Annotated in this window: 25 protein-coding genes and 1 pseudogene; 15 read left to right on the top strand and 11 right to left on the bottom strand. The window is 71.2% G+C overall.

The features are described from left to right. The 3 genes from VNT59_RS16400 to VNT59_RS16390 all read left to right on the top strand — a co-directional run. Positions 1–1,360: methyl-accepting chemotaxis protein (locus VNT59_RS16400; RefSeq protein WP_325500026.1), on the top strand; the 1,360-nt coding region annotated here is incomplete at its 5' end. Between the two features lie 47 nt (positions 1,361–1,407). Next, a complete protein-coding gene (locus VNT59_RS16395) occupies positions 1,408–2,727 on the top strand; it encodes an aromatic ring-hydroxylating dioxygenase subunit alpha (RefSeq protein ID WP_325500024.1) in 1,320 nt (439 codons plus the stop codon). Further along, positions 2,724–3,212 carry an aromatic-ring-hydroxylating dioxygenase subunit beta gene (locus tag VNT59_RS16390; protein WP_325500022.1) on the top strand — a complete coding sequence of 163 codons (489 nt, stop codon included), beginning with the start codon at positions 2,724–2,726 and terminating at the stop codon, positions 3,210–3,212. The genes VNT59_RS16395 and VNT59_RS16390 overlap by 4 nt, the downstream gene beginning before the upstream one ends. Before the next feature lie 46 nt (positions 3,213–3,258). Here VNT59_RS16390 and VNT59_RS16385 read toward each other — a convergent pair whose 3' ends face one another. From VNT59_RS16385 to tsaE, 3 genes are all read right to left on the bottom strand, one after another. Further along, positions 3,259–3,468: a glycine zipper 2TM domain-containing protein gene (locus VNT59_RS16385; RefSeq protein ID WP_325500020.1), complete on the bottom strand. Its 210-nt coding sequence runs from the start codon at positions 3,466–3,468 to the stop codon at positions 3,259–3,261. A 171-nt stretch (positions 3,469–3,639) separates the two neighbouring features. Continuing rightward, positions 3,640–4,941 (bottom strand): N-acetylmuramoyl-L-alanine amidase, encoded by a 1,302-nt coding sequence (locus VNT59_RS16380; protein ID WP_325500018.1) that lies wholly within the window; start codon positions 4,939–4,941, stop codon positions 3,640–3,642. After that, entirely contained in the window at positions 4,938–5,396 is a 459-nt protein-coding gene (tsaE, locus tag VNT59_RS16375) for a tRNA (adenosine(37)-N6)-threonylcarbamoyltransferase complex ATPase subunit type 1 TsaE (protein WP_325500016.1), read from the bottom strand. The genes VNT59_RS16380 and tsaE overlap by 4 nt, the downstream gene beginning before the upstream one ends. A 114-nt stretch (positions 5,397–5,510) precedes the next feature. Between tsaE and queG the strand changes: the two genes are divergently transcribed. Next, positions 5,511–6,557: a tRNA epoxyqueuosine(34) reductase QueG gene (gene queG / locus VNT59_RS16370; protein ID WP_325500028.1), complete on the top strand. Its 1,047-nt coding sequence runs from the start codon at positions 5,511–5,513 to the stop codon at positions 6,555–6,557. 1 nt (position 6,558) lies between these two features. On the opposite strand, the gene VNT59_RS16365 is transcribed toward queG, so the two are convergent. Continuing rightward, the gene (locus VNT59_RS16365) at positions 6,559–7,470 is read right to left on the bottom strand and encodes an AEC family transporter (RefSeq protein ID WP_325500014.1); all 912 of its coding nucleotides are present in this window, start codon (positions 7,468–7,470) and stop codon (positions 6,559–6,561) included. A 112-nt stretch (positions 7,471–7,582) separates the two neighbouring features. Between VNT59_RS16365 and VNT59_RS16360 the strand changes: the two genes are divergently transcribed. From VNT59_RS16360 to VNT59_RS16345, 4 genes are all read left to right on the top strand, one after another. Then, positions 7,583–8,554, top strand: coding sequence for a tripartite tricarboxylate transporter substrate binding protein BugE (locus VNT59_RS16360; protein WP_325500012.1), 972 nt, complete (start codon positions 7,583–7,585; stop codon positions 8,552–8,554). A gap of 76 nt (positions 8,555–8,630) precedes the next feature. Then, positions 8,631–9,524, top strand: coding sequence for a site-specific tyrosine recombinase XerD (xerD, locus tag VNT59_RS16355; protein WP_325500010.1), 894 nt, complete (start codon positions 8,631–8,633; stop codon positions 9,522–9,524). Between the two features lie 88 nt (positions 9,525–9,612). After that, a complete protein-coding gene (locus VNT59_RS16350; protein ID WP_325500008.1) occupies positions 9,613–10,596 on the top strand; it encodes a tripartite tricarboxylate transporter substrate binding protein in 984 nt (327 codons plus the stop codon). Between the two features lie 82 nt (positions 10,597–10,678). Continuing rightward, on the top strand, positions 10,679–12,877 hold the full coding sequence (locus VNT59_RS16345; RefSeq protein WP_325500006.1) for an FUSC family protein: 2,199 nt from the start codon (positions 10,679–10,681) through the stop codon (positions 12,875–12,877). On the opposite strand, the gene VNT59_RS16340 is transcribed toward VNT59_RS16345, so the two are convergent. Beyond that, entirely contained in the window at positions 12,874–13,662 is a 789-nt protein-coding gene (locus VNT59_RS16340; protein WP_325500004.1) for a ferritin-like domain-containing protein, read from the bottom strand. The genes VNT59_RS16345 and VNT59_RS16340 overlap by 4 nt on opposite strands. Before the next feature lie 99 nt (positions 13,663–13,761). Between VNT59_RS16340 and VNT59_RS16335 the strand changes: the two genes are divergently transcribed. The 5 genes and pseudogenes from VNT59_RS16335 to VNT59_RS16315 all read left to right on the top strand — a co-directional run. After that, on the top strand, positions 13,762–14,286 hold the full coding sequence (locus tag VNT59_RS16335) for a gamma carbonic anhydrase family protein (protein ID WP_325500002.1): 525 nt from the start codon (positions 13,762–13,764) through the stop codon (positions 14,284–14,286). A 9-nt stretch (positions 14,287–14,295) separates the two neighbouring features. Then, the gene (locus tag VNT59_RS16330) at positions 14,296–15,327 is read left to right on the top strand and encodes an Hsp33 family molecular chaperone HslO (protein ID WP_325500001.1); all 1,032 of its coding nucleotides are present in this window, start codon (positions 14,296–14,298) and stop codon (positions 15,325–15,327) included. A 68-nt stretch (positions 15,328–15,395) separates the two neighbouring features. Next, entirely contained in the window at positions 15,396–15,773 is a 378-nt protein-coding gene (locus VNT59_RS16325; protein WP_325499999.1) for a chorismate mutase, read from the top strand. Further along, entirely contained in the window at positions 15,770–16,771 is a 1,002-nt protein-coding gene (locus tag VNT59_RS16320) for a tripartite tricarboxylate transporter substrate binding protein (RefSeq protein ID WP_325499997.1), read from the top strand. The genes VNT59_RS16325 and VNT59_RS16320 overlap by 4 nt, the downstream gene beginning before the upstream one ends. Positions 16,772–17,081: 310 nt before the next feature. Then, positions 17,082–18,095 (top strand): annotated as a pseudogene (locus VNT59_RS16315) (chorismate-binding protein); the annotation flags it as partial. 403 nt (positions 18,096–18,498) lie between these two features. Here VNT59_RS16315 and VNT59_RS16310 read toward each other — a convergent pair. From VNT59_RS16310 to VNT59_RS16285, 6 genes are all read right to left on the bottom strand, one after another. Further along, positions 18,499–19,338, bottom strand: a complete 840-nt coding sequence (locus VNT59_RS16310) for an ATP-binding protein (protein ID WP_325499995.1) — start codon at positions 19,336–19,338, stop codon at positions 18,499–18,501. A 40-nt stretch (positions 19,339–19,378) separates the two neighbouring features. After that, on the bottom strand, positions 19,379–19,654 hold the full coding sequence (gene ftsB, locus VNT59_RS16305) for a cell division protein FtsB (RefSeq protein WP_325499993.1): 276 nt from the start codon (positions 19,652–19,654) through the stop codon (positions 19,379–19,381). A gap of 19 nt (positions 19,655–19,673) precedes the next feature. Continuing rightward, positions 19,674–20,957 (bottom strand): phosphopyruvate hydratase, encoded by a 1,284-nt coding sequence (gene eno / locus VNT59_RS16300; protein WP_325499991.1) that lies wholly within the window; start codon positions 20,955–20,957, stop codon positions 19,674–19,676. 62 nt (positions 20,958–21,019) lie between these two features. Next, the gene (locus tag VNT59_RS16295) at positions 21,020–21,310 is read right to left on the bottom strand and encodes a DUF1330 domain-containing protein (RefSeq protein ID WP_325499989.1); all 291 of its coding nucleotides are present in this window, start codon (positions 21,308–21,310) and stop codon (positions 21,020–21,022) included. A 12-nt stretch (positions 21,311–21,322) separates the two neighbouring features. Further along, entirely contained in the window at positions 21,323–22,180 is an 858-nt protein-coding gene (gene kdsA / locus VNT59_RS16290) for a 3-deoxy-8-phosphooctulonate synthase (RefSeq protein WP_325499987.1), read from the bottom strand. Next, positions 22,177–23,865, bottom strand: a complete 1,689-nt coding sequence (locus VNT59_RS16285) for a CTP synthase (protein WP_325499985.1) — start codon at positions 23,863–23,865, stop codon at positions 22,177–22,179. Before VNT59_RS16285 ends, kdsA begins: the two co-directional genes overlap by 4 nt. A 361-nt stretch (positions 23,866–24,226) precedes the next feature. On the opposite strand from VNT59_RS16285, the gene coaBC reads away from it, so the two are divergent. Both coaBC and dut read left to right on the top strand, forming a co-directional pair. Then, positions 24,227–25,462, top strand: coding sequence for a bifunctional phosphopantothenoylcysteine decarboxylase/phosphopantothenate--cysteine ligase CoaBC (coaBC, locus tag VNT59_RS16280; RefSeq protein ID WP_325499983.1), 1,236 nt, complete (start codon positions 24,227–24,229; stop codon positions 25,460–25,462). Then, positions 25,459–25,805, top strand: a 347-nt coding sequence (gene dut, locus VNT59_RS16275) for a dUTP diphosphatase (RefSeq protein WP_325499981.1), incomplete at its 3' end; no start/stop codon positions are given. The genes coaBC and dut, both read left to right, overlap by 4 nt.

The following is a 25,805-nucleotide window of genomic DNA, read 5'->3' as shown; positions in this document are numbered from 1 at the left end:
GAAGCTGTCCACCATGCTGGCGGCGGACCCGGAAGTCACGGACACCGAAAAGACCCTGCTGGCGAAGATCGCGGAACTCGATGCCGCGCTGCGGCCCAAGGTCGAACAGGCGCTGCGCCGCGACGCCAGCGGCGCGCCGGCGAGCGACGCGGCCGCCTTGCTGATCGCGCAGGTGCGGCCGCTGCAACGGCAACTGCTCACGAGCCTGATGGAGCTGGCGGCCGAGGAAAGAAGGCGGCTGGAGGACGAGATCGAGACCGCCGATGCCAGCTACGAGCGCACCCGCACCACCATGATCGTCCTGGCCGGGCTGGCCATCGTGGCCGGCGCCCTGATGGCGTGGCTCGCCACCCGCAGCGTGACCCGGCCGCTGGCCGAGGCGGTGGCGGTGGCCGGCGCGGTGGCGGCCGGCGACCTGACGCGGGAAGTCCCGGTGCGTTCGACGGACGAGACCGGGCAGCTGATGCAGGCGCTCAAGGCGATGAACCAGAGCCTGATGCGCATCGTCGGCGGGGTGCGGGCGGGCACCGACACCATCGCCAGCGCCTCCGGCCAGATCGCCTCGGGCACCCAGGACCTGTCGCAGCGCACCGAGGAGCAGGCCAGCTCGCTGGAGGAGACGGCGGCCTCGATGGAGCAGCTCACGGCGACCGTCAAGCAGAACGCCGAGCACGCGCGCCAGGCCGACGCGCTGGCGCAATCGGCGGCCGATGTCGCGGTGCGGGGCGGCCGCGTCGTCGGCGAGGTGGTCGACACGATGGGAACCATCAACCAGGCCTCACGGCGGATCGCCGACATCATCGGCGTGATCGACGGCATCGCCTTCCAGACCAACATCCTGGCGCTCAACGCCGCCGTGGAAGCCGCGCGTGCCGGCGAGCAGGGCCGCGGCTTTGCCGTGGTGGCGGCCGAAGTGCGCAACCTGGCCCAGCGCTCGGCCGAGGCCGCCAAGGAGATCAAGGGCCTGATCGACGATTCGGTGGGCAAGGTCGATGCCGGCACCGAACTGGTGGGCCAGGCCGGCCGGACCATGGAGGAAGTGGTCGGCAGCATCAAGCGGGTGACCGGGATCATCGGCGAGATCGCCGCCGCCAGCCAGGAGCAGATCGCCGGCATCGAGCAGGTCAACCGGGCGATCACCGAGATGGACCAGGTCACGCAGCAGAACGCCGCGCTGGTGGAGGAGGCGTCGGCCGCCTCCCGCTCGATGCAGGAGCAGGCCGGCCACCTGGTCGATGCCGTGAGCCTGTTCAAGCTCGAGGCCGGCGGCCGGCCGGCGCAGCCGGTCGCGCCGATCGCGCCGGTCGCGCCGGACGGCCAGCGCTTGCTTGCCGCGCGCCAGGACGCCGTGCCGGCGTAGCGGCGGCCGGCGGCGCGGCGCCGCGACTGCGCTTATATTTGGGCGCCATGCACCCGCCGCCGACCACGCCTGTCGCCGATCGCTGGAGCGAGGCCGACTCCAGCCGCGTCCCGTTCTGGGCCTACACCGACGGGCCGCTGTATCGGCGCGAGCTCGAACGCATCTTCTACGGGCCGCACTGGTGCTACGTCGGCCTCGACGTCGAGATCCCCAACGTCGGCGACTACAAGCTCAGCTGGGTCGGCGAGCGCCAGGTGATCATGGTGCGCGACCGCGTCGCGCCGAAGGACCGCGGCGTCGACCCCGGCATCCGCGTGGTCGAGAACCGCTGCGCCCATCGCGGCGTGCGCTTCTGCCAGCAGCCGCACGGCAACGCCCGCAGCTTCGTCTGCCCCTACCACCAGTGGACCTACAAGCTCAATGGCGAACTGGCGGGGCTGCCGTTCAAGGACGGCGTCAAGGACGGCGACTGCGTCCACGGCGGCATGCCGCCTGATTTCGAACTGAAGGAACACGGCCTGACTAGGCTGCGCGTGCAGGTGCTGCACGGCCTGGTGTTCGCCAGCTTCAGCCAGGAGGCCGAGCCGCTGGCCGACTATGTCGGGCCGCAGGTGATGCCGTGGCTGGACCGCATCTTCGGCGGGCGCCGGCTGACGCTGCTGGGCTACAACCGCCAGCGCATCCCGGGCAACTGGAAGCTGATGATGGAGAACATCAAGGACCCGTACCACCCCGGCCTGCTGCACACCTGGTTCGTGACCTTCGGCCTGTGGCGCGCCGACCAGCGCAGCCGCATGGTGACCGACTCGCACGGCCGGCATGCGGTGATGATCTCGCGCCGCAACGAAGGCGGCCGCAACGCCGCGGTGACCAGCGGCGTCACCTCGTTCAAGGCCGACATGCAGCTGCACGACCAGCGGCTGCTGGACGTGGTGCCCGAGCCCTGGTGGACGATCCCCGATCCGTCCGACCCGCAGGCCGCGATCACGCCGTCGGTCACGATGATCACGCTGTTCCCCAGCCTGATCGTCCAGCAGCAGGTCAACTCGCTGTCGACGCGCCACATCGTGCCGCGCGGCACCGGCGAATTCGATTTCGTCTGGACGCACTTCGGCTTCGAGGACGACACGCCGGAGATGACGCGGCGCCGGCTGCGCCAGGCCAACCTGTTCGGGCCGGCCGGCTTCGTCAGCGCCGACGACGGCGAGGTGATCGGTTTCAGCCAGGACGGCTTTCGGCAATGGGGCGAGACCGGCAGCACCCTGTGCCAGCTCGATGGCACCGGCACCGGGCCGGCCGAGCACATGGTGACCGAGACCCTGATCCGCAGCATGTACGCCTACTGGCGCAAGGTGATGGCGCCATGAGCGCGGCCGGGCTCCAGCGCCTGCTGCTGCAGCTGGACATCGACCAGCTCAACGCGGCCTACGCCGCCGCGCTGGACGAGCGCCGCTTCGACCAGTGGCCGGGCTTCTTCACCGAGCAGGGCCGCTACAAGGTCCAGGCGCGCGAGAACCACGAGCGCGGCCTGCCGCTGGCGCTGATCGATCTGGAGAGCCCCGGCATGATGCGCGACCGGGTGTACGGCATCACGCAGACGATCTACCACGGGCCGTACTACACGCGCCACCTGGTCGGCCCGGCCCAGGTGCTCGGCGAGCAGGAGGGCCTGGTGAGGGCCCAGGCCAACTACGCCGTGTTCCGCACCCGGCCGGGCGACACGAGCGAGGTCTACAACGTGGGTCGCTACCTCGACGAACTGGTGCGCACGCCGGCCGGCCTGAAGCTGGCCAGCCGCACCTGCATCTACGACAGCGAGATGGTGCTCAACTCGCTGATCTATCCGATATGAACGAGGCCCGGCCGGAACGGATTCCGGCCGGGCCTATGGCTGGCACTCAGCGCTTGGCGGCTTCGCGGCCCAGGTAGGCACCGGCGGCGGCGCCGCCCACGGTACCCAGCGTGCTGCCGGTCAGGGCGTCACCGACGACGCCACCCACCACCGCGCCACCCACCGTGCCGGCGGTCTGGCGGTCCATGCCGGCACAGCCGGCCAGGCCCAACAGGGAAGCTGCGGCGAGAGCGGCCGCGACGATCTTGGTTTTCATAGGTACACCTCGATTGGTTGACTGCCAGGCGTCCCGCGCGGTCGCACGGTGCTTGTGTTGCCTGTGAGTGCGACTCTAGGCAGCGCCCCCCGCCGGGGGTGTAGGAGAACGGCGGCGCGGCCCGTCGGCACCCCGCGCGATTGCCGGGCAGACGCTGTCGACGGCCTCCGCTCAGAGCGGGCGGCTGCGCGCCAGCGGCGGGTTCTTCGCGAAGTAGCGGTTGATGCCGCGCATGATCGCGTCCGACAGCTGGTCCTGGTAGTCCTCGCTGCGCAGGCGCGACTCTTCCTCCGGGTTGCTGATGAAGGCCGTCTCCACCAGCACGCTCGGAATGTCGGGCGCCTTCAGCACCGCGAAGCCGGCCTGTTCCACGCGCGGCTTGTGCAGCCGGCCGACGTTGCCGATCTCGCCCAGCAGCGCGCTGCCGAGCTTGAGGCTGTCGTTGATCTGGGCCGTGGTGCTCATGTCCAGCAGCGCATGCGCCACCAGGCGGTCGCGGCTCTTCACGTCGAGCCCGCCGATGAGGTCGGCGCGGTTTTCCTTGTCGGCCATCCAGCGCGCCGCCGTGCTGGAGGCGCCGACCTGGCTCAGCGCGAACACGCTGGCGCCGCGGGCCGTGGGCGTCATGAACGCGTCGGCATGGATGCTCACGAACAGGTCGGCCTGCACCCGCCTGGCCTTCTGCACCCGCTGGTGCAGCGGCACGAAGAAGTCGGCGTCGCGCGTCAGGTACGCCCGCATCGGGTTGCCGTTGATCACGCTGGCATTGATGCGATCGCGCAGCCGGTGCGCGATCTGCAGCACGATGTCCTTCTCGCGCGTGCCCGACGGCCCGACCGCGCCCGGGTCCTCGCCGCCGTGGCCCGGGTCCAGCGCCACGATGATCAGGCGATCGGTCTTGGCCGGGCGCGCCTGCGCGCTGCCGATCACGGCCGGCGCGCGCGGCCGGTCGACCTGCCTGGCGATGAGGTCGCCCAGCGGATCGCCGGCAGCCGGCGGGTCGGGCGGGGCGGCCGCCTCCTTCAGCCGCTCGGCGATGAAGGCCTCCAGCGGATCGATCGCCTTGACCGGATGGAAGTCCACCACCAGCCGGTGCCGGTAGGCGGCGACCGGCGGCAGCGTGAACACCTGCGGCACCGCCTGCTGCTTCAGGTCGACCAGCACCCGCACCACGCCCGGCCCGTGCTGGCTCGCCTGGATGGCGCCGATGAAGGGGTCGTTCGGCTGCACCTTGCCGACCAGCTCCTGCAGCGGCGCGGCGAGATCCAGCCCGCGGATGTCCACCGCCAGCCGCGGCGGCTGGGTCATCACCACCTGCGACGAGCTCAGCTGGCCGTCGGACTCGATGGTCAGGCGCGAATACTCCGGCGCCGGCCACACCCGCACGCCGACGACGCTGGCGCCGCGCGCGATCTGCGCCGTGCCGAGCAGCAGCACCAGCGAGCCCTGGCCCAGCAGCGCGCGGCGCTTCACGGCAGCAGCTCCCGCCCGGCCGGCGTCTGCGCCCGCAGCGTGACCACGCGCGTCTCGTCGGGCTGGACGTCGATGGTCACGACCAGGTCGGCCAGGGGCAGCACGGCCGCGGCCCGCTCGGGCCACTCGGCCAGCTTGAGCCCCGGCGCGGCGAACTGGTCGCGAAAGCCCGCGTCTTCCCACTCGCGCGGATCGGTGAAGCGGAAGAAGTCGAAGTGGGAAATGGCCAGGCCGCCGGCCTCGTGCGGCTCGACGACGGCGTAGGTCGGGCTCTTGATCCGGCCGTGCACGCCCAGCGCGCGCAGCAGGTGGCGCACCAGCGTCGTCTTGCCGGCGCCGAGCTCGCCGTGCAATTCGATGAAGGCGTTGGCCAGGGCCGGCCTGGCGGCGAGCCGCTCGGCAAAGGCGCGCGTGTCGTCCTCGCTGCGCCACACCAGCTGGCGGGTGGTGGCCATGTCCGCGGCCGGGGCCGCGGGCGCGGCGTCGCCGCCCGGGGCAGGGCCCGTTCCTACAATCGGCGTGTGACGTGCAGCAGCGGTCAGATCGGCGGTCCTCAACTGGTGGCGGAAATCCGGGGGTGGGCCCGCGAGCTCGGATTTTCCCAAATCGGCGTGACCGGTGTCGACCTTTCTGCGGCCGAACCCGGTCTGCTCGCCTGGCTGGCCAACGGTTTTCACGGCGAGATGGCCTACATGGAACACCACGGCCTGAAGCGGGCGCGGCCCGCGGAGCTGGTCCCGGGCACGGCCAGCGTGATCACCGCGCGGATGGACTACCTGCCGGCGAGCACCCCGCCGGGCTGGCAGGACATCGAATTCGAGCGGCTGCGGCGCGGCAGCGAGGGCGTCGTTTCGGTCTATGCGCGCGGCCGCGACTACCACAAGGTGTTGCGCGCCCGCTTGCAGAAGCTGAGCGATCGCATCGCCCAGCGCATCGGCCCGTTCGGCCACCGGGTGTTCACCGACTCGGCGCCGGTGCTGGAAGCCGAACTCGCGGCCCGCAGCGGGCAGGGCTGGCGCGGCAAGCACACGCTGGTGCTCAGTCGCGAGGCCGGCTCGACGTTCTTCCTGGGCGAGATCTACGTCGACGTCGCGCTGCCGGCCAGCGAGCCGGTGACGCACCACTGCGGCACCTGCGAGGCCTGCATCGCGGCGTGCCCGACCGGCGCGATCGTGGCCCCGTACCGGCTCGACGCCCGGCGCTGCATCTCGTACCTGACGATCGAGCACCACGGCGCCATCCCGGAGGAACTGCGGCCGCTGATCGGCAACCGGATCTACGGCTGCGACGACTGCCAGCTGGCCTGCCCCTGGAACAAGTTCGCCCAGCGCAGCCCGCTGCCTGACTTCGACGAGCGCGCCGGCCTCAGCGGCCGCACCCTGGCCGAACTCATTGGCTGGAGCGAGGCGGACTTCCTGCGCCTGACCGAAGGCAGCCCGATCCGGCGCATCGGCCACGAGCGCTGGTTGCGCAACGTCGCCGTGGCCGCCGGCAACGCGCTGCGGCAGGCCGACGACGCCGCGCTGCGGGCGGCGCTGCAGTCGGTGGCGGCGCACCCGAGCGCGCTGGTGCGCGAACACGTGGCCTGGGCGCTGGCGGCCCGGCCGGGCGCCTGACTCACGGCGCCTGCAGCACGCCGAGCGCGAACGGCAGGCTGAGCAGTCCCAGCAGCGTCGACAGCGTGACCAGCCCGGCGACGTACGGGCCGTTGTAGCCCATGCGGGCGGCCAGGACGTAGGCGCTGGAGGCGGTCGGCGTGGCGGAGAACGCCAGCAGCACCGTGGTCTGGGCCGCGTCCAGCCGCCACAGTCGCGCCAGGCCGAAGGCGACCAGCGGGGTGAAGAAGTGCCGGATCGACAGCACGCCGGCGGTCAGCGCCGGCGACTGCGTCATCCTGGCGAACTGCATGCCGGCACCGGCCGCCAGCAGGCCGACGGCCAGCGAGGCGCCGCCGATGCGGGTCAGCGTCGGCTCCAGCCAGGGCGGGATCCGCAGCCCCATCAGGTTGGCGGCCAGCCCCGAGAAGGTGGCGATGATCAGCGGATTGCGCAGCAGCGCCCGGGCCACGCCGGTGCCGGAGTGGCGCGCCATCGGCCACACGGCGCCGACGTTGAACAGCGGCACGCAAAAGCCGATCAGGATCGCGATCAGCAGCAGCCCGCGCGCGCCGGCCAGGCGCTCCGCCAGCGCCAGCGTGATGAAGGAGTTGAAGCGGAAGGCGACCTGGGCCGCGCCGGCGTGCTCGCGCGGATCGATGCGGCGGCCCAGGCCGGGCACGAACGGCAAGGCGTAGGCCATGGCGATGCCGCTCGTGCCCAGCATCAGGCCGGCCGCGATCAGGCTGGAGGCGGCGCCCAGGTCCAGCGGGCTGCGCACGATCGAGTGGAACAGCAGCACCGGAAACAGGAAGTAGTAGACCAGCACCTCGGCCTGGTCCCACACCTTGCGATCGAGCGCGGTGAAGCGGCACACCAGGTAGCCGATCAGGATCAGCGAGAAGTCGGGAAACAGCAGGCGGGCGAAATTCACGGGGTCCAAGAATAGCCGCATGCCGCCGGAGATCCGGCGGGCGCGCGGCGCGGCGCCGGCGCATCCCGTACGATTGCGGGGTTTGACCTTTCCCATTTCCCTAGGAACCCCCATGAAGAGCCCCCACTGGTTCGCCCTGCCGGCGGCCGCGCTGATGCTGGCCGCGGCCCCCTCGTTCGCGCAGAACTATCCCAACAAGCCGATCAAGCTGACGGTGCCGTTCGCGCCCGGCGGCACGACGGACATCATTGCCCGCGTGATGTCCGAGCCGCTGGCCAAGGCGCTCGGCCAGCCGGTGGTCGTGGAGAACAAGGCCGGCGCCGGCGGCATCGTCGGCGCGCTCGACACCTCGCGTGCCGCGCCGGACGGCTACACGCTGGGCGTGGCGACGGTCTCGACCACCGCCGCCAACCCGGCCATCAACCCCAAGGCCCCCTACAACCCGATCACCGACTTCACGCCGATCAGCAACATCGCGGCGACGCCGAACGTGATCGCCGTGAACCCGCATTTCCCGGCCAAGGACTACAAGGCGTTCATCGCCGAGCTGAAGAAGAACCCGGGCAAGTACTCGTACGGCTCGTCGGGCACGGGCGGCATCGGCCACCTGCAGATGGAGCTGTACAAGAGCCTGTCGGGCACCTTCGTCACCCACATCCCGTACCGCGGCGCCGGCCCGGCGCTCAACGACGTCGTCGCCGGCCAGGTGCCGATGGTCTTCGACAACCTGCCGTCGGCGCTGCCGTTCATCAAGGACAACCGCCTGGTGCCGATCGTCGTCGCCGCGCCGCAGCGCGTGGCCAGCCTGCCGAACGTGCCGACCTTCAAGGAGGTGGGCCTGGAGCCGGTGAACCGCATGGCCTACTACGGCATCTACGGGCCCAAGGGGCTGCCCAAGGAGGTGGTGGACAAGGTCTACGCCGCGGTCAAGAAGTCGCTGGAGGATCCGGCGGTGCGCAAGCGCATCGAGGACACCGGCTCGATCGTGATCGGCAACACGCCGCAGCAGTTCGCCGACCAGATCAAGGCCGAATACGCGGTGTACAAGCAGGTCGTCGAGAAGGCGAAGCTGAAGCTGGACTGAGTCCTCTTGGCGCACGCCTGCCAGGCCGCCCCGCGTGGGCGGCTTTTTTGCGTTCAGAATCGGGGCCGGACCAGCCATGAGTGACCAGCACCATCCCGCCATCGACGCCTTCATCGACGCGCTGTGGCTCGAGGAGGGACTGGCCAACAACACGCTGGCCGCCTACCGCCGCGACCTGACGCTGTACGCGGACTGGCTGGCGCGCCGCGGCACGCCGATCGAGCGGACGGTGGAAGCCGACCTCCACGCCTACTTCGCGGCGCGCCACGGCCAGACCAAGGCGACCTCGGCCAACCGCCGGCTGACGGTGTTCAAGCGCTATTTCCGCTGGGCGCTGCGCGAGCGCCTGATCGAGGCCGATCCGACGCTGCGGCTGCAGTCGGCCAAGCAGCCGCTGCGCGTGCCCAAGACGCTGACCGAGGCCCAGGTCGAAACCCTGCTCGAGGCGCCCGACGTCGACACGCCGCTGGGCCTGCGCGATCGCACGATGCTGGAGCTGATGTACGCCAGCGGCCTGCGGGTGAGCGAGCTGGTGACGCTCAAGACCTTCAACGCCGGCATGGCCGAAGGCGTGCTGCGGGTGCTGGGCAAGGGCAGCAAGGAGCGGCTGGTGCCGTTCGGCCAGGTGGCGCGCGACTGGATCGTGCGCTATCTGGCGCAGGCGCGCCCGGCGATCCTGGCCGGCCAGCAGACCGAGGACTTGTTCGTGACGGCGCGCGGGCAGGGCATGACGCGGGTGATGTTCTGGATGATCGTCAAGAAGCACGCGCGCACGGCCGGCATCACGGCGCCGCTGTCGCCGCACACCCTGCGCCACGCCTTCGCCACCCACCTGCTCAATCACGGCGCCGACCTGCGCGCGGTGCAGATGCTGCTCGGGCACGCCGACATTTCCACCACCACGATCTACACCCACGTGGCGCGCGAGCGCCTGAAGCAGCTGCACGCCCAGCACCATCCGCGGGGCTGAGATAATTCAGGTCATCCATGGCGCCCGGTCCATGGCCGCGCCGTGAACCCGGTGGCGGCCGGCCGCCGCCGAACGAATGACGCTCCGCATGACCTTCCTCACCCGCCGCGGCCTGCTGGCCGCCCTGTCACTTTCGGCGCTGGCGCTGCCGGCCCTCGCCCAGACCGCCTCCTGGCCGGCCAAGCCGATCCGCATCGTGGTCGCCTATCCGGCCGGCGGCGTCAGCGACGCCATCGCGCGGCTGCTGGCCGAGAAGATGGCCGGCCCGCTCGGCCAGCCGGTGCTGGTCGAGAACAAGGCCGGCGCCAGCGGCACCATCGGCATGGACGCCGTGGCCAAGGCCGCGCCCGACGGCTACACGATCGGCTTCTCGGCGATCAGCCCGCTGGTGCTGAGCCCGCACTTCGGCAAGTCGCCGTTCGATCCGTTCAAGGACATCGCCCCGGTCGCCAGCGTGATGTACTCGCCGGTGCTGCTGCTGGCCACCAGCGCCAGCAAGGCCAAAGACTTCAACGACCTGCTGGCGACGGCGCGCAGCCAGCCGGGGGCGATCCGCTGGTCCACCTCGGGGCCGGCCTCGCTCGGCCACATCATGCTGGAGCAGCTGCAGGCGGGCGCCAAGGCGCCGTTGTTCACCCACATCCCGTACAAGGGCGGCGGCCAGCAGATCACCGACGCCCTGGGCGGCCAGTTCGAGCTGCTGTCGGTGAACGCGGGGCCCACGCTGATGCAGCACGTCAAGTCCGGCAAGCTGCGCGCGCTGGCCGTGGGCGCGCCGAACCGGCTGGCGGCCTTGCCGAACGTGCCGACCCTGGCCGAGCTCGGCCATCCCGCCGCCAACCTGACGTCGGTGTTCGGCATCTTCGCGCCGGCCGGCGTGCCGCAGCCGGTGATGGAGCGCCTGAACGCCGAGATCAACAAGGCGCTGGCGCTGCCCGAGGTGCGCAGCCGGCTCACCGGCACCGACAACGTGCCCACCGGCGGCAGCGCGGCCGACTTCGCCCGGCAGATCGCGGCCGAATCGGCCAACAACGCCAGGATCATCAAGGCGGCCGGCATCAAGGCCGACTGAGGCGGCGCGGCGCCGGCCCGGCGCCCGGCGCGCGCCACGCCGACGGCGGCCGGCGGCATACTCGGGCGTTTCAGCCGGACGCATGTCGCCCTTTGCCGAATCCCGTCCCCGCGCCGCCTTGCGCGTCGCGTTGAGTTCCCACGTCACCAACGGCGCGTCGGCGGCGGTGGGCCTGGCCCTGATCGCGGCGCTGGTCCACCTGTTGCTCGGCCCCTTCGCCGCGGCGGCCGCCACCGTCGGCGTGATCGTGGTCGTGCCGCCCGACCAGCCCGCGCCGCGCCGGGGCAAGTTCTGGCACCTGCTGCCGCCGGCCCTGATCGGCCCGCCGCTGTTCTTCGCGATCCAGGAGCTGCACCAGGACCCGTTCCGGCTGGCGGCCCTGCTGGTGCCGGCCACGTTCCTGGCTTTCCTGGGGGCCGCCTGGGGCAAGCGCGGACTGCCGATCTCGATCTCGGTGATGTTTTCGATGATCTTCTCGATGGCCATGCCGCCGCGCGGCGGCCACGAGGCGGCGTTGCAGGCGACGCTGTACTTCGCGCTGGGCGGCGCCGCCTACCTGGTGTACGCGACGCTGGCCAATGCCGTGCTCAACGGGCGCTACCGGGTGCTCACGCTGGTCGACGCGCTGCGCTCGGTGGCGCGGCTGATGCGCACGCAGGCGCGCCACTTCACGGCCGATGACGGCAGCGGCGCGGGGCGGACCGCGCTCCTGGGGCGGCTGCTGGCGCAGCAGGCGGCGCTGTCCGACCAGCTGCAGGCGGCGCGCGACATCCTGCTCGAGTCGCCGCGCACGCCGCGCCGGCAGCAGCTGGCCGGCATGCTGATGCAGGTGCTGGAACTGCGCGACCACCTGGTGGCCTGCGAGCTGGACCTGGACACGCTGAAGGCGCAGCGCGGCCAGCTGCCGGTGCTCGGGGCGCTGCGCGACGAGCTGGCGCAGCTGGCGGCGCAGATCGACCAGATGGCCGACGCGCTGCTGCTGCACCGGGTGCCGGCGCCGCTGCCCGGCGCGCGGGCGCTGCCGTCGACGCTGGGCGCCGAGGAGGGCGGCGCGGCCGTGGCCGCCGGCATGCCGCCGCCGCAGCTGCTGGCGCGCGCGCTGGTCAGCCGGGTCGGCCACATCCACGACGAAGTGCAGCGCTTGGTGGAGCTCGCGCGCGGCGACGTGCCGCCCGACCTCGCGGTGGTCCGCGCCATGTGGCAGATGTTCGTGAGTCCCACCGGCTGGTCGTGGCGGCCGCTGTTCGGGCTGTGGCGCTGGGACGCGCCGCCGCTGCGCCACGCGATCCGGGCGGCGCTCGCGATCGCCACCGGCCAGGCGATCGCGATGGTGCTGCCCTGGGGCACCCACGACTACTGGATCCTGCTGACGATCGTGGTGGTGCTGCGCGGCAGCCTGGCGCAGACGCTCGAGCGCCGCAACAGCCGGGTCGCCGGCACGCTGCTCGGGTGCCTGCTGGCCGGCGCGATCCTCATGGCCCACCCGTCGGCGCTGGTCGTGATCCTGCTCGTCACGGTGGCCCAGGGCGTGGCGCACGCGTTCGCGATCCAGCGCTACCTGATCACCGCGGTGGCGGCCACCATCCTCGCGCTGCTGCAGGCGCATCAACTCAACGCCGGCCTGAGCCCGACCTTCGAAGTGCTGGAGCGCATCGCCGACACGCTGATCGGCGTCGGCATCTCCTGGGCGTTCAGCTACGTGCTGCCGTCCTGGGAGCGCACCCAGATCCCGGCGCTGGTGGCGCGCACGCTGGCGGCGCAGGCCGCGCACGCGCAGCAGGCGCTGGCGCTGGGCCAGCTGCGCGCGGTCGACAACCAGGCCGAGCTGGGCTGGCGGCTGGCCCGGCGCGAGGCCTACGACAGCCTGTCGGCGCTGGTGCAGGCGACGCAGCGGTCGCTGGTCGAGCCGCGCGCCGTGCAGCCGCCGCTCGATCACCTGGAGCGGCTGCTGGCGCACAGTTACCAGCTGCTGGCGCAGCTCACGGCGGTGAAGACGATGCTGCTGCAGCGGCGCGGCCGGCTCGATCCCGGCCAGATCCAGGGCCCCCTGCAGCAGGCGGCCGCCAGCATCGAGACCGCGCTCGCCGGCGCCGAGCGCGAGGCACCGCCGGCCGGCGGCGCGCCGGCCGCCGCGGCGGTCGGGCCGGTCGCGCTGCCCGATCCGTTCGAGGACCTCAGTCCCTGGCTGGTGCGGCGGCTGCAACTGGCCAGCGGCATCGCGCGGCAGGTGCGCGCCGAAGCGCGGCAGGCGGTCGCCGCGCTGCAGGCGCAGCGGCCCTAGGAGCGCGGCGGCGACGCCAGCCGCGCCAGTTCGTCTTCGCTGAAGCCGGCCTGCCGCCGCGCCGCCTCGTTGAAGGGCGGCTGCGGCCGCGGCGCCTCGTAGCGGCTGGCCAGCAGCTCGTACTGCGGCACCGGGTCCAGCCCCGCGCGTTCGCACAGCCAGCGGTACCAGCGGTTGCCGACGGCCACGTGGCCGATCTCGTCGCGCAGGATGATGCCCAGGATCTCCACGCCGCGGACGTCGCCGATGCCGCGCAGCTTCGCCTGCATCGGCGGCGAGGCGTCCAGCCCGCGCGCTTCGAGCGTGCGCGGCACCAGCGCCATGCGGGCCAGCAGGTCGCCGCTGGTGCGCTCGGTCATGCGCCACAGCGCGTCGTGGGCGGGGAAGTCGCCGTAGGCGAAGCCGAGCGTGGCCAGGTGGTCCCGCATCAATCCGAAGTGGTACGCCTCTTCGCGCGCCACCCGGGCCCAGTCCAGGTAGTACTGGTCGGGCATGCCGGCAAAGCGCCACACGGCGTCCAGCGCCAGGTTGATGGCGTTGAACTCGATATGGGCCACGGCATGCAGCAGCGTGGCGTGGCCGTGCGGCGTGGCCAGCGAGCCGCGCCGCAGCTGGGTGTGCGGCACCAGCACCGGCCGCGCCGGCCGGCCGGGGATGCCTTCGGGCGCCACCAGCGAGTCGCCCGCGCCGGCCGGCTGGGCGAGGTCGAACAGCTGCGTCTCGCGCGCCTTCTGGTCGGCATCGGTGAGCAGCAGCAGGTGCAGGGCACGCGCTCGCAATGTCATGCGGCAATGGTAGCTGGACCGTGCGCCGGGAAGCTCGCCGCCGGCCGGCGCGCTCGCCGGCGCACTCCTACAATGGCCCATTTTGGATCCAAGGCAGCAATGGCGATCTACGAACTCGACGGAAAGGCTCCGCGGCTGGGCCAGGGCGCCTGGGTGGCGGACAGCGCGCAGGTGATCGGCAACGTGGAGCTGGGACCCGACGCGAGCGTCTGGTTCGGCGTGGTGATCCGCGGCGACAACGATCCGATCCGGGTCGGCCGCAACAGCAACATCCAGGACCTCGCGGTGCTGCACTCCGACCAGGGCGTGCCGCTCACGATCGGCGAGAACGTCACGGTGGGCCACCAGGCGATGCTGCACGGCTGCACCGTCGGCGACGGTTCGCTGATCGGCATCCAGGCGGTGGTGCTCAATGGCGCGAAGATCGGCCGCGGCTGCATCGTCGGCGCCGGCAGCGTGGTGACCGAAGGCAAGGAATTCCCCGACCACTCGCTGATCATCGGCAGTCCGGCCAAGGTCGTGCGCACGCTCGACCCGGCGCGCGCCGACGGTCTGGAGCGCAGCGCGCTCAACTACGTCGCCAACGCGCACCGCTTCGCCCAGGGCCTGCGCAAGATCGGCTGAGGCGCTGCATTGAGCGAATTGCACAAGTTCCTGTTCGACGGGCTGCCGGTGCGCGGCAGCATCGTGCGCCTGACCGACGCCTGGACCGAGATCCTTGCCCGCCGCGCGGCCAACACCTCGACCGGGCCCTGGCCGGTGCCGGTGGCCGAGCTGCTCGGGGAAATGGCCGCGGCCGGCGTGCTGATGCAGTCGAACATCAAGTTCAACGGCGCGCTGGTGCTGCAGATCTTCGGCGACGGGCCGGTGAAGGTCGCCGTCGCCGAGGTGCAGCACGACCTCAGCCTGCGCGTCACCGCGAAGGTGGTGGGCGAGGTCGCCCCCGACGCGCGGCTGTCCCACCTGGTGAACCAGGGCCATCGCGGCCGCTGCGCGATCACGCTCGATCCCAAGGACCGCTTTCCGGGCCAGCAGCCGTACCAGGGCGTGGTGCCGCTGCACGGCGACCACGGCGAGAAGCTCGACCGGCTGAGCCAGATCCTCGAGCATTACATGCTGCAGTCCGAGCAGCTTGACACGACGCTGGTGCTCGCCGCCGACGGGAAGGTGGCGGCCGGCCTGCTGATCCAGCGGCTGCCGGTCGAGGGCGAGGGCAACCTCGCGGCACGGCCGGCCAACGAGACCGAGGGCGGCAGCCAGCGCGCCAGCGACGGCGCGCCCACCTATCGCGGGCAGGCCAACGAGGATGCGATCGGCCGCAGCGAGGACTACAACCGCATCGCCACCCTGGCGGCGAGCATCACGCGCGAGGAGTTGCTGGAGCTCGATGTCGAGACCGTGTTGCGCCGGCTCTTCTGGGAAGAGAAGCTGCTGCGGTTCGAGCCGCAGACGCCGCGCTTCGCCTGCACCTGCAGCCGCGAGCGGGTCGCCAACATGATCCGCACGCTGGGCCAGGAGGAGGCGCAGAGCATCCTCGCCGAGCGCGAGGACATCGAGGTGGGCTGCGACTTCTGCGGCCAGCAGTACCGCTTCGACGCGGTCGACGCGGCGCGGCTGTTCACCGCGCCGGGCGACCAGCCGCCGGTGAGCCACACGATGCAGTGAATGCCCGCTGCCGCCGGCGCCCGTCGCGCCGGCGCCGGGCGAGCGCAAGACAAGGAATCACGACACCCATGACTACATCCCCGGAGCCCGCCGTCGGCGGCGGCGCGGTGCGCCGCTTCAAGGACCCCGCCTACGTTCCGCTGGCGCCCACGCTCGGCGCGCTGCGCGCGCGCATCGACGCGCTCGACGAGCAGATCGTGGCGTTGATGGTCCAGCGCGCGGCCTGCGTGCGCGACGCCACCCGCTTCAAGCGCGACGCCTTCCAGGTGGCCGCGCCGGCCCGCCAGGCGCAGGTGCTGGCGCGGGCGCGCGCGCTCGCCGCGCCGCATGCCGCCGCGTTCCCCGGCCTGGCCGACATCGTCGAGTCGACCTATCGGACCATGGTCGCCGGCTTCGTCGCGGCCGAGGAGCAGCTTTTCCAGGAAACCGAGACCATCGCCCCATGACCACAAACAGCACTTCCTCCTCCCGTCTCGTGCCGCTGGGCCGGCGCGCCGCCCTCGGCGCGCTGCTGTCGTGCGCCGCGCTCTCCGCGTTCGCGCAGGCCTGGCCCAGCAAGCCGATCAAGCTCGTCGTGCCGTACGCGGCCGGCTCCTCGCCCGACGTCGCGGCGCGCATCATCGGCGAGAAGCTGTCGCCGCGCCTGGGCCAGCCCATCGTCGTCGAGAACCGCCCCGGCGCCGGCGGCAACAACGGCACCGGCGCCGTCGCCAAGGCGCCCGGCGACGGCTACACCTTCCTGATCAGCACCAATGGCCCGCTGGTCTACAACACGGTGCTGTACGAGAAGCTGCCGTACGACCCCTTCGGCGAGCTCAAGCCGGTGGTGCTGGCCGGCGGCCAGTCCAACATCTGCGCCGTGCGCGCCGACTCCGGCATCAACTCGCTGCGCGAGCTGGTGGCGGCGATGAAGAAGAACCCGGGCAAGTTCAACTTCTCCTCCACCGGCGTCGGCAGCCTGTCGCAGCTGGGCGTGGAGCTGCTGAAGGTCAAGACCGACACCTACGCCGTGCACATTCCGTATTCGTCTTCGCCGCAGGCCATCATGGCGCTGCTGCAGGGCGACGTGCAGTTCGCGTGCGTTCCCGCCGTGGCCGTGATCCCGCAGGTCAAGGCCGGCAAGCTGCGCGCGCTGGCCGTGTCGACGGCCAAGCGCAGCCAGCTCACGCCCGAGATCCCGACGATGAAGGAGGCCGGCCTGCCCGAGATCGAGAACGTCGCCTGGATGGCGATCGTGGCGCCGGCCAGCACGCCCAACGACATCGTGCAGCGCATGAACCGCGAGATCAACGCGGTGCTGGCGCTGCCCGAGACCCGGCAGAAGATGTACTCGCAGTACATGGAGCCGATCGGCGGCTCGCCCGAGGACCTGCAGCGCTTCATGCAGAAGGAGCTGAAGGTCATGACGCCGATCATCAAGCGCACCGGCATCAGGATCGAGTGAAGCCGTGATCCGGCTCACCGCCTCGCGCCGTCCGGTCGCCGGCGCCGAGGCCGATGCCGCCCTGGCGGGCCTGGGCGGCTCGCCCGGCATCTACTTCGGCGTCGAAGGCGGCATCGCCGGCCTGCATCCGCTGCAGGCCACGCTGCTCGATCGTCCGGCGCTGCGGCTGCGCCTGTACGGCGACGGCGTCGAAGTCGCGCCGCTCAGCGCCTTCGGCCGCGCGCTGCTGGCGCAGCCGGCGCTGGCCGCCTGGCGCGAAGGTCCCTTGCGCGGCCCGTCATGCCGGCCCTTGCCGCTGGTGCGCGGCTTCATGCGCTGCTTCGAAGCGTCGGCCGACGTCCTCGCGCTGGGCGCCCTGCCGTTCGAGGTGCACCGGCTGGCGAACGGGTCCGGGCCGGACATGCTGGGCCTGCTGTTCCTGGCGGAGCGCTTTTTCCGGCGCGACGCCGCGGGCGCCTGGGAAGAGGTCAGCCTCGCCTTGCCGGGCGCCGCGCCGCCACCGGCGGAGCGCGCAGCGGATCCGGCGCCCGCCAGTGACAGCCGCGCCGGCGAACCGCGCGACGATTTTCCGCCGGGCGGCTATGCGGCGATGGTGCAGCGCGCGCTGCAGCTGCTCGAAACCCGGCCGCTGGTGTCGCTCACCCTGAGCCAGAGCTATCGCCGGCGCGTCGAGCTGCCGCCGCTGGACGCCTTCCGGCGGCTGCGCCAGGCGAACCCGGCCCCGGCGACGTTCTTCGTCAACGACGGCGGCGGCGAATGCCTGTTCGGCGCCTCGCCCGACTTGCAGCTGGTGGTGCGCGCCGGCCGGATCGAGGCGCTGCCGGTTTGCGGCACCGTGGCGCGGGGCGCCGGCGCGGTCGGCGAGTCGGAGTCGCTGCGCGAGTTGATCAACGAGGCGGTGGACGCGGCCTCGCTCGCGGTGTGCACCGATGCGCTGCGCAACGATCTCGCCCCGCTGTGCGAGCCGGGCTCGCTCGAGCTGCTCGACCGGCGCCGGCCGATGTCGCTGGCCACGGTGATCCACGCCGTGGACCGCATCGCGGGACGGCTGCGTCCCGGCTGCGACGCCTGGGACGCGATCGCCGCGACGGCGGCCCCGGTGATGGTCACCGGGACCCCGCGCGCCGAGGCATTGGCCGCGATCGGCGAGCTCGAGGCGAGTGCGCGCGGCTGGTACGGCGGGATGGTGGTGCAGGTGGACGGCACCGGCGATGCGCTGGTCGGCACCATCCTGCGCGCGGCCGCCGTGCGCGACGGCGTGGCCCAGGTGCGCACCGGCGGCGACCTGCTGGCGAGCTCGTCGCCGGAGCGGGAAGAGCAGGAGTCGCGGCTGAAGACGCGATCGCTGTGGCGCGCCTTCGGGCTGGAGCAGCCGGCCGCCGAGGGCGGTCTGCCGGCTGGCGGGCGGCCGTCCCGACCCCCGCGCGTGCGGCTCGTGGCCGCTGGCGACGCCTTCGCCGGCGCCGTGGCCGACTGTCTGGCCGGCCTGGGCGCCGCACTCGACGAGCAGGCGCCGGTGACGGTGCTGGCCGGCAGCCAGCGGCTGTCGCAGCCGCGCGCCGTGGTGGCGCTCGGCGACGCGGCAGCCCTGCTGCTGCGCGAGCACGGGTTCGCGCTGGCGGCGATCACGCCGCGGCACGGCGAGCTGGTGCCCTGCACGCGGTGCAGCGCCGCGCCGGCCGGCGCGGCGACGTTCATCGCCGCGCGCTACCTGCGCTGGCAACCGGTCAGCGGCGACGCGCCGCCGGGCTGGTCGGCGTGGGCGGTGGAGGAGGGCGGGATGCCGCAGGTCCTGGTGCACCCGCAGCGCCGGCTTGCGTGTTTCCTGTTCCGGCCGGACTCGCTGCTGTCGCAACCGGCCGCCCGCGATCTGCTGCGGGCGGCGCTGGACTGGTGCGCCGGCCGGCAGGCGGGGTCACACTCGGCGTGAGCGGGGACGAGCCGCGCAGCAGCGCCGTGAACAGGCGGTGCTCGCAGTCCGGGTCGCTGCACTTCTCGCACTGCCAGGCCCACGCGCGTTCGGCCGAGCCCGCATCCGCAAGCACGGCCAGCGAGGCCGGCAGCGCGGCCAGGGCGCTGCGCAGGCGGTCTTCCCCGGTGCCGTACACGACCCGATAAGGCACGCCGGCTCCCGCCAGCAGGCTGCGCACCAGCTCGTCGGCGTGCTCGCGGTCGGCGGCCGCATCGCGCTGCAGTCCGTCGGCGACCCACGGCAGGTCCAGGCCCATCACCAGCGTCAGGTCGTAGCCGCGCTGGCGTTCCAGGGCGAAGCGCAGCAGCGGGTGGTCGGGGAACAGGATGCCGCCCCAGATCGCGATCATCAACGCCGTGGTGTCGGCGATCACGATGGCGCCGTTCGCCGCCGCCGCGTCGACCCCGCGCTCGTGCTCCTGCGCGACCGCGAGCTGCTCGGCGGGGCGCGGCTCCCGGCCCTCGCGTTCGCACCATTCGCGCAGCACTTCGGGGGCGACGGCGGCGCTGTGACCCGCGCGCCGCAGCCGCGCCGCGAGCTGCCGGGCGAGGGTGGTCTTGCCCGTGCTCTCCGCGCCCAGCAGGGCGATCTTCACGGCGCCGCAGCGCAGCCGCGCGGCGGCCAGCGCGGGGGCGTCATTTCGCGATCTGCACGTAGATCTCGTTGGGCTTGACCATGCCGAGCTCGGCGCGGGCGCGCTCCTCGACCATCTCCTGGCCTTCCTTGAGGTCGCGCACCTCCGAGGCGAGCCGCTCGTTGGCCTGCTGGGCCTGCAGGTTGGCCGCCTTCTGGGCCTCGAGCTGCTGCTGCAGGGCCGACACGTTGCGCACGCTGCCGCGACCGAACCACAGCTGCGCATGGATCAGCGCCAGCAGCCCGATCAGGAGGAGCGGAAGGAGTCGTTTGCCCAAGCGGTACTGCTTTCCCTGCTCAGCGCAGGTTGTAGAAGGCCGCGCGCCCCGGGTAGCTGGCGATGTCGCCCAGGTCTTCCTCGATGCGCAGCAGCTGGTTGTACTTGGCCATGCGGTCCGAGCGCGACAGCGAGCCGGTCTTGATCTGGCCGGCGTTGGTGCCCACCGCGATGTCGGCGATCGTCGAGTCCTCGGTCTCGCCGGAGCGGTGGCTGATGACGGCGGTGTAGCCCGCGCGCTTGGCCATCTCGATCGCGGCGAACGTCTCGGTCAGCGTGCCGATCTGGTTGATCTTGATCAGGATCGAGTTGGCGATGCGCTTGTCGATGCCTTCCTTCAGGATCTTCGTGTTGGTGACGAACAGGTCGTCGCCCACCAGCTGCACGCGCGAGCCGAGGCGTTCGGTCAGCAGCTTCCAGCCGTCCCAGTCGCTCTCGCCCATGCCGTCCTCGATGCTGATGATCGGGTACTTGTCGACCCAGCTCGCCAGGATGTTGGTCCACTCGCCGGCTTCCAGCACCAGGCCTTCGGCGCTCAGATCGTAGCGGCCGTCCTTGTGGAATTCGCTGGCGGCGCAGTCCAGGCCCAGGGCGATCTGCTCGCCGGGACGGTAGCCCGCGGCTTCGATCGCCGACAGGATCAGGCCGATCGCGGCTTCGTGGTTGGTGACGTTCGGCGCGAAGCCGCCTTCGTCGCCGACGGCCACGCTCATGCCCTTGTCGTGGATGATCTTCTTGAGAGCCTGGAACACCTCGGCGCCGTAGCGCAGCGCCTCGCGGAAGTTCGGCGCGCCCACCGGGATGATCATCAGCTCCTGCAGGTCGAGGTTGTTGTTGGCGTGGGCGCCGCCGTTGACGACGTTCATCATCGGCACCGGCAGCTGCATGCCGCCCATGCCGCCGAAGTAGCGGTACAGCGGCAGCCCGGATTCCTCGGCGGCGGCGCGCGCGACGGCCATCGAGACGGCCAGCATCGCGTTGGCGCCCAGGCGGCTCTTGTTCTCGGTGCCGTCGAGGTCGATCAGCGTCTTGTCCAGGAACGCCTGCTCGGAAGCGTCGAGGCCCAGCACCGACTCGGAGATCTCGGTGTTGATGTGCTCGACCGCGCGCAGCACGCCCTTGCCGCCGTAGCGGCTCTTGTCGCCGTCGCGCAGCTCGATCGCTTCGCGCGAACCGGTGGAGGCGCCGGACGGCACCGCCGCGCGGCCCATGGTGCCGGACTCCAGCAGGACGTCGCATTCGACGGTGGGGTTGCCGCGCGAGTCGAGGATCTCGCGGCCGACGATGTCAACGATGGCACTCATTTCTGTTTCTTCCTGTATTCAAGTCGAAATTCAACAGCCGAACGGCTGTTGGGTTTCAGTTGTCAGACACCTTCCACGATGATCATCCGCATGTCGGCGGCGCCTTCGCGCGCCTGTTTCGCGGCCTGGTACTCCGGAGAGTCGTAGAACTTGCGCGCGGCTTCGACGCTGGGGAACTTCAGCATCACGAAGCGCGACGGATTCCAGTCGCCTTCCAGCACCTCCACCTTGCCGCCGCGGATGCACACCTCGGCGCCGTTGGCCCGCATGGCGATGGTGGAGAGCTTCTTGTATTCCTCGTACTGCACCGGATCGGTGACGTCGACGTTGGCGATCACGTAGGCACTGGGCATCGGAGAGGTCTCTCAGGCGTTGAAGTCGTTTTCGAGGAAGCCGTTCTTCTTGGTCACGGCGTCCAGCGCGACCAGCGTCTCCAGCAGCGCCCGCATGTGCTTCAGCGGCACGGCGTTGGGGCCGTCCGAAAGCGCCTTGGCGGGATCGGGGTGCGTTTCCATGAACAGGCCCGCCACGCCCACGGCGACCGCCGCGCGCGCCAGCACCGGCACCATCTCGCGCTGGCCGCCCGAGCTCGTGCCCTGGCCGCCGGGCAGCTGCACCGAATGGGTGGCGTCGAACACCACCGGCGCGCCGGTCTCGCGCATGATCGCCAGCGAGCGCATGTCGGAGACCAGGTTGTTGTAGCCGAAGCTGGCGCCGCGCTCGCAGGCCATGAAGCGGTCTTCCGACAGGCCCTTCTCGCGGGCGGCCGCGCGCGCCTTGGCGATCACGTTGACCATGTCGTGCGGCGCGAGGAACTGGCCCTTCTTGATGTTGACCGGCAGGCCCGACTGCGCCACGGCGCGGATGAAATCGGTCTGGCGGCACAGGAACGCGGGCGTCTGCAGCACGTCGACGACCTTCGCCACCGCGGGGATCTCGGCTTCGGTGTGCACGTCGGTGAGCACCGGCACGCCCAGTTCCTTCTTCACCTTGGCCAGGATCTCCAGCCCGCGCTCCATTCCCGGGCCGCGGAAGCTGGTGCCCGAGGAGCGGTTCGCCTTGTCGTAGCTGCTCTTGAAGATGAACGGGATGCCCAGGCTCGCGGTGATCTCCTTGAGCTGGCCGGCCACGTCGAGCTGCAACTGCTCGCTCTCGACGACGCAGGGACCGGCGATCAGGAAGAAAGGGCGGCCCAGCCCCACGTCGAAGCCGCAAAGATTCATGCGACTGCCTTAAGGGACTTGCCGGTGCCGGACTGGCGGCCGGTGCCTTGCTGGTGGTCGACGGCGGCCTTCACGAACGAGTTGAACAGCGGATGGCCGTCCCAGGGCGTCGACTTGAACTCGGGATGGAACTGCACGCCCATGAACCAGGGATGCACGTCCTGCGGCAGCTCGACGATCTCGGTCAGGTGCTCGCGCTGCGTCAGCGCCGAGATCACCAGGCCGGCGTTGCGCAGCTGGTCGAGGTACTTCACGTTCGCCTCGTAGCGGTGGCGGTGCCGCTCGGTGACGACGTCGCCGTAGATGCGGTGCGCCAGCGTCCCCTTGGCGACGTCGGAGCTTTGCGCGCCCAGGCGCATGGTGCCGCCCAGGTCGGAGTGCTCGTCGCGGGTCTTCAGCGAGCCGTCGGCGTCCATCCACTCGGTGATCAGCGCGATCACCGGATGCGGCGTGGCCGGGTCGAACTCGGTGCTGTTGGCGTCCTTCAGGCCGGCGACGTCGCGCGCGTACTCGATGGTCGCCACCTGCATGCCCAGGCAGATGCCCAGGTAGGGGATCTTGTGCTCGCGGGCGAAGCGGGCGGCCGCGATCTTGCCTTCGATGCCGCGCTTGCCGAAGCCGCCGGGCACCAGGATCGCGTCGTACTTCGCGAGCTGCGGGACGGTTTCGCCGGTGATGGTCTCGGAGTCGACGTAGTCGATCTTCACGCGCACGTGGTTGCGCAGGCCGGCGTGCTTGATCGCCTCGTTGAGCGAGTTGTAGCTGTCCGACAAGTCGACGTACTTGCCGACCATGGCCAGGCTGATCTCGCCCTGCGGGTGCTCGGTCTCGTAGACCAGGTCGTCCCAGCGCTTGAGGTTGGCCGGCGGCGTGTTCAGCCGCAGCTTGTCGCAGATGAGGCCGTCCAGGCCCTGCTCGTGCAGCATGCGCGGCACCTTGTAGATCGTGTTCACGTCCCACATCGAGATCACGCCCCATTCGGGCACGTTGGTGAACAGCGAGATCTTGCCGCGCTCCTCCTCGGGGATCCGGCGGTCGGCGCGGCACAGCAGCGCGTCGGCCGAGATGCCGATCTCGCGCAGCTTCTGCACCGTGTGCTGGGTCGGCTTGGTCTTGAGCTCGCCGGCCGCGGCGATCCACGGCACGTAGGTCAGGTGCACGAAGGCCGAGTTGTTGGGCCCCATCTTCAGCGCCATCTGCCGCACCGCTTCCAGGAAGGGCAGCGACTCGATGTCGCCGACGGTGCCGCCGATCTCGACGATCGCCACGTCGGCCGCGCCGGGTTCGCCGAAGCGCGCGCCGCGCTTGATGAACTCCTGGATCTCGTTGGTGACGTGCGGGATCACCTGGACGGTCTTGCCGAGGTAGTCGCCGCGGCGCTCCTTCTCCAGCACCGACTGGTAGATCCTGCCGGTGGTGAAGTTGTTGACCTTGCCCATGCGGGTGGTCACGAAGCGCTCGTAGTGGCCGAGGTCGAGGTCGGTCTCCGCGCCGTCGTCGGTGACGAACACCTCGCCGTGCTGGAACGGGGACATCGTGCCGGGATCGACGTTGATGTACGGATCCAGCTTGATGAGGGTGACTTTGAGGCCCCGCGATTCCAGGATCGCTGCGAGGGAGGCTGAGGCGATTCCCTTGCCCAGGGAGGACACCACACCGCCGGTGACGAAGACGAATTTGGTCATGTCGGTCGGGCGCCGCGGCACCCGGGAGGTGGTAAAGCGAAATTATAGGGGTGGGTGCGGTGTCGTCGAGCACCAGCCAAAACCCAGCAGCCGAACGCGCAGAGGACGCGGAGGGCGCAGCGGACGCGGAGGGTACGCAGAAGAACAGCCAAGGAAATGTGGTGGCGAGGCGGCTCTGCGCGGAAGCGATGCTCGCCTCCGGCAGCGCACGCGATCGAGCCCACCCTCTTGTGGATATTCTTCTGCGTCCTCTGCGTCCTCTGCGTCCTCTGCGTCCTCTGCGTCCTCTGCGTCCTCTGCGTGCTTCTGCGCCCTCTGCGTTCGGCTGTTGGGTTTTCCCCGCAGTGCTACATTCCCGGCCATGACCGAGCTTGCCGGCAAACACATCGTCCTGGGCCTGACCGGCGGCATCGCCTGCTACAAGGCCGCCGAACTGTGCCGGGCGCTGGTCAAGGCCGGCGCCACCGTGCAGGTGGTGATGACCGAGGCGGCCGAGCAGTTCATCACGCCGGTCACCATGCAGGCGCTGTCGAACCGCACGGTCTACACCTCGCAGTGGGACCGCCGCGAGCCCAACAACATGCCGCACATCAACCTGTCGCGCGAGGCCGATGCGATCCTGGTCGCGCCGTGCAGCGCCGACTTCATGGCCAAGCTGCTGCACGGCCGGGCCGACGAGCTCCTGAGCCTGCTGTGCCTGGCGCGGCCGATCGCGCAGGTGCCGCTGCTGATCGCGCCGGCGATGAACCGCGAGATGTGGGCTCATCCGGCGACCCAGCGCAACATGGCCCAGCTCGCCGCCGACGGCGCGCACATCCTGGGCGTGGGCAGCGGATTCCAGGCCTGCGGCGAGACCGGCGACGGGAGGATGCTCGAGGCCGACCAGATCCTGGAGGACGTGGTCGCCTTCTTCCAGCCCAAGCTGCTGGCGGGCAAGCGGGTGCTGGTGACCGCGGGCCCCACCTTCGAGGCGCTCGACCCGATCCGCGGCATCACCAACCATTCGTCGGGCAAGATGGGATTTGCGATCGCCCGGGCGGCGCGCGAATCGGGCGCCGAGGTGACGCTCGTCGCCGGCCCGGTCCACCTGCCGACGCCGCGCGGCGTGACGCGCGTCGACGTGCAGTCCGCCCGCGACATGCTGGCGGCGACGATGATCGAGGAGCCGCGTGCCGACGTGTTCGTGGCGACCGCCGCCGTGGCCGACTGGCGGCCGGTCACCGAGAGCCAGCACAAGATCAAGAAACCGTCCTCCGGCCAGGCGCCGGTGGTGGCCTTCACCGAGAACCCGGACATCCTGCACACGGTGGCCCAGGGCCGGCGCGCCAGGAGCGGTGCGCTGTTCTGCGTCGGCTTCGCGGCCGAGACGCACGACCTGGTGGCGCACGCCCGCGCCAAGCTCGCGAAGAAGGGCATTCCGCTGATCGTCGGCAACATCGGCCCGCTCACGTTCGGGCTCGACGACAACCAGATGCTGCTGGTCGACGCGCAGGGGGTGCGCGAACTGCCGCGCGCCGCCAAGACGGTGCTCGCCCGCCAGCTGGTGGCCGAGATCGCCCGCCGCATCGCCGCGCCGCAGCCCGCCCCAACCAGATGAACATCGACGTCAAGATCCTCGATCCGCGCATGGCGGACCAACTGCCCGCATACGCCACCCCCGGCAGCGCGGGCCTCGACCTGCGGGCCTGCATCGACGGGCCGCTGGAGCTGGAACCGAACGCCTGGCGGCTGGTGCCCACGGGCATCGCGATCTGGCTGAAGGACCCGGGCTATGCGGCCTTGATCCTGCCGCGCTCCGGGCTCGGCCACAAGCACGGCATCGTGCTCGGCAATCTGGTCGGCCTGATCGACAGCGACTACCAGGGCCAGCTCATGGTCAGCGCGTGGAACCGCAGCGACACGGCGTTCACGCTGCAGCCGATGGAGCGGCTCGCGCAGCT

This window comes from Ramlibacter sp., assembly GCF_035554825.1.
Taxonomy (GTDB): Bacteria; Pseudomonadota; Gammaproteobacteria; order Burkholderiales; family Burkholderiaceae_C; genus Ramlibacter.
Note: the sequence above shows the minus strand (reverse complement) of the source record. Positions and strands in the feature narration are given on the sequence as shown.